This is a genomic window from Asticcacaulis sp. (assembly GCF_027484505.1).
In the GTDB taxonomy this organism is placed as follows: Bacteria; Pseudomonadota; Alphaproteobacteria; order Caulobacterales; family Caulobacteraceae; genus Asticcacaulis.
Window position 1 is genome coordinate 1 of record NZ_JAIXSV010000070.1, and the last position, 2,730, is coordinate 2,730.

Annotated in this window: 3 protein-coding genes; 1 reads left to right on the forward strand and 2 read right to left on the reverse strand. The window is 51.4% G+C overall.

Annotation, left to right across the window (positions count from 1 at the left end; translation table 11 throughout):
* Positions 1-305: 305 nt before the first annotated feature.
* Together Q0072_RS04090 and Q0072_RS04095 are read right to left on the reverse strand one after the other, a co-directional pair.
* Entirely contained in the window at positions 306-596 is a 291-nt protein-coding gene (locus Q0072_RS04090; RefSeq protein WP_298326120.1) for a hypothetical protein, read from the reverse strand.
* Complete coding sequence (locus Q0072_RS04095) at positions 593-1,789, reverse strand: diguanylate cyclase (protein ID WP_298326123.1); 1,197 nt, start codon at positions 1,787-1,789, stop codon at positions 593-595. Before Q0072_RS04095 ends, Q0072_RS04090 begins: the two co-directional genes overlap by 4 nt.
* A gap of 466 nt (positions 1,790-2,255) precedes the next feature.
* Here Q0072_RS04095 and Q0072_RS04100 point away from each other — a divergent pair, with 466 nt between their 5' ends.
* Positions 2,256-2,570 (forward strand): metalloregulator ArsR/SmtB family transcription factor, encoded by a 315-nt coding sequence (locus tag Q0072_RS04100; protein ID WP_298326126.1) that lies wholly within the window; start codon positions 2,256-2,258, stop codon positions 2,568-2,570.
* Positions 2,571-2,730: the final 160 nt, after the last annotated feature.

Sequence of the window (2,730 nt, forward strand, 5' to 3'; positions counted from 1 at the left end):
GCCCAATAGGCACTACGGCTGCCCAGGTTGTACAGATTGTAAGGAATCACCGCACGCCTCGCCGTCGACTAGGTCATACAGGAGGAGATACACATCACGGTCTCAGCGTGGAGGAAGAAGGACGTGTCTGCCTCTAGGAGGCCCAGACTGAGGATAACCATTGCCGCCACTGTAACCAACTGGCAGTTGCCACACACAGCATTTAGCGAGCAGGCCCTGCACAGATGTTGACTCCTGTCGTAGCAAAAAAAGCCTGTAACATGTTCCAACGATAGAGCTACCGACTTAGCTACTACCCTACCGTTTTAGGCCCTGTCGATCCAATTGTAGGCTGCTTGAATCATATCTAGATCGGCAGCTCGACTCACAACGGCAGTCTCGACGATTATGTTCCCAACAGCTGTGGCAACATCCAGAGGTGGACTGTCGTAATTCTGTACAAGCTCCAGTGCGTCTTCGAGGCGTCCCCCGGCTGCGCAGTGCAGATCAAGTGCGGCCGCAAGCAACCATTTGTGCCGGAGATAACCCGAATTCAGATCTAGGTTGATACCTTGAGCGCTCAGCCGCTCAAGGATTTTATTCTGCAATTCGCTCATGTGTAGCTCCGTGCTGAGCCTCGGCTCTGGTCTGCGTATGCCAGCTGATCTGGAAGGTCGATCTCATGGCGGTTTCGACCAAGACGTTTAGCGCGGTAAAGGGCGACATCTGCACGGTGAAGAACCGAGGAAAATGGTTCACGATCCCCATAAATCGTGATCCCGATGCTAACGGTGAAGCGCGTATCTTCTGCAAATCCAAATTGGTGGGTTTCCAGAAGGTGGCGCACGTTGGTGGCAATCTCGCAAGCCGTAGATAAGTCCGCTTCAGGCAACAAAACCGCAAACTCCTCACCACCGAAACGACCGCATAGCGATTGTGAGGGAGCTGCTTTGAGAAGAAGGCCACCGAAGGTGGAAATCACCAAATCTCCAGCGGCGTGGCCAAAGCTGTCATTGATTGCTTTAAATCGGTCCAGGTCCGCAAGGATTAAGCAGCCGCTCTTCCACGTCTGAGCAACGTTTCCACCGTCGCAGATGGCAGCGACAAATGCGTCTCGTCCAAGCAAACCGGAAAGATTGTCACGGAACGCTCGGTCGAGCCTGGAGCCGTAGACTTCACTCACGATAAGAGCCAGTAGACCAACCCCAAGCGACAGAGACAATATAGCCGCGGCAGTTTGTGAATAGAGTGCATACTGACTGTAGATATAGGTCTGCGTACTTAAACCTGTGGTAAGCTGATAGGCCAGCCAACTTTTGACCCAAAACTGCAGTCCCATGAGCGCGAGGACGATGCACAAACTTATGTCAACGAGTCTGCGCCGCCCTCCTGTCACGATTGCGACCGACGACGCCAAGCTCAAAAGTGCAAAGCTTGTCTGATAGCCTATCGCGTGCAGCGCTCCATCCCGAGGCGCCTCAATCAGAACCAGTTGATGAAACAGCAGGGCGGTGAGCGAAAAGCCTAACGTAAGGGCAGCGACCCTGCCAACATGGTAATGTTGCCAAAGCCCCACGAAGATGCACGAGAGTGCGGTGAGAAGAAAGCCGTAGGAAAGAGACGAAACCAATCTTGAGGGAAGGATGCCAGCGAACGATTCAGCCAGAGTGGTCAGAGCTGCCGCCAGAAAACCTGCAGCGCTCCAATAACCTAATTTAAACTTGCTCTGCCGAGAAAAGCCGACGAACGACGCTGCAAACAAAACCCCTATTGAAATGTTAATCAAGAGTAAGAAGCCGGCGTCTGGCATAACGTGAGCCCAAGTGTCGATTTAATTAGCAATTATATGCGCGAATCATTGTTACACGTGCTTATATTACGTTATCGTAAATGTAAAAAATCACCTTCAATGGAAATAATAATTATCAATTGTGCAGCCGTGAACAATTGATTGGCCGGGGGCGTAATTCATGGTTTTCGGCGTGGGCGAGCAAGGTTTAACGTCTCTGCGCCGCCTGACCATAAGTCGCACAGACGAACGACACAGGTTCACAAGTAGCTAAGCTGTTTGAAGATCCATCGCCAATTTATGGAAACACTAAATTTCATTTCGGGCGCTGGAAATGGCTGTTTCGTTGCAGAACAGCCAGCCTAAAAGGATGGGGCGGATCGTGGCTGCTGGGCGCGCTGCTGTAAAAACACATCTGATCTACAAATATTAACGAAGTGTTCACTATATTGATTAATTCTTTTGTAAGGTTATCCGGAGTTTCCAAATGCATATGTCAGATGTAGTCCTCGAGCAGGCGCGTCAACAGCGAATTCGAAATACCAGCCGGGCTGCCTCGGTGTTCGCTGGTCTAGCTAACAACGTCCGACTTGCGGCCGTCCTGAAAATGATGGAGAGGGAATGGTCGGTGAACGAGATGGCAATGGAGCTTGGTCTTAGCCAATCGGCATTGTCTCAGCACTTATCGAAACTTCGTCATGCCGGGATCGTCTCCAGGCGGCGGGATGGTGCTACCATCTACTATCACTGCATGAATCCAAAGGTTGCGGAAATTTTGCGAACGATGTCCGTAATCGATTAGCCCTACGATACCCCGTTTGATACGCGGCTTTAACTTCGTCTGGCGTCTCATGGAACAAAGTTCACACTGAAGATTTGAAGGCGCATCCGTGCGAGATCCCTCGGCGGCAAACGGGTGTTTTCATGCTTCCGAGAATTGCGATCATCGGAACCGGCCCGAC